The sequence below is a fragment of the Paraburkholderia sp. SIMBA_054 genome (assembly GCF_046534875.1).
GTDB classification, from domain to species: domain Bacteria; phylum Pseudomonadota; class Gammaproteobacteria; order Burkholderiales; family Burkholderiaceae; genus Paraburkholderia; species Paraburkholderia hospita.
In genome coordinates this window covers 1-356 of sequence record NZ_JAWRXV010000370.1, presented here as the reverse complement: position 1 = coordinate 356, position 356 = coordinate 1, and the positions used below count along the sequence as shown (strand labels likewise).

Sequence of the window (356 nt, the reverse complement as noted above, 5' to 3'; positions counted from 1 at the left end):
CCTTGCTCGCCGAAATGAATGCCGACGCCGCTAACACGTGTCAGACCACAGGCCGCGGCCAACGCCTCGCGTTCATCGCGCAGGACGAACTACCGCCCGGCGCCGCCTACGAGGCGCACATCGCGTCGACCGGCCGCGTGCCGACGCGCCACAATCTGCACGACTTCTTCAACGCGTCGATGTGGTTCGCCTTCCCGCGCATCAAGGCCGCGCTCAATACACGGCAGTCGGCGGCGATCGACCTGCTCGGCGTCGGCTCGACGCGCGGCAGCGTGCGCGATGCGCTGACTCTCTTCGACGAAAACGCACTGTTGTTTGCGTTGAGCGATCCAGCGTTGAGCGCCGCGCTGCGGGGC

At 67.1% G+C, this 356-nt stretch carries 1 protein-coding gene; it reads left to right on the top strand.

The features are described from left to right. The coding region (locus SB822_RS55530) for a DUF3025 domain-containing protein (protein WP_410858902.1) at nt 1-356 on the top strand (356 nt) is incomplete at both ends.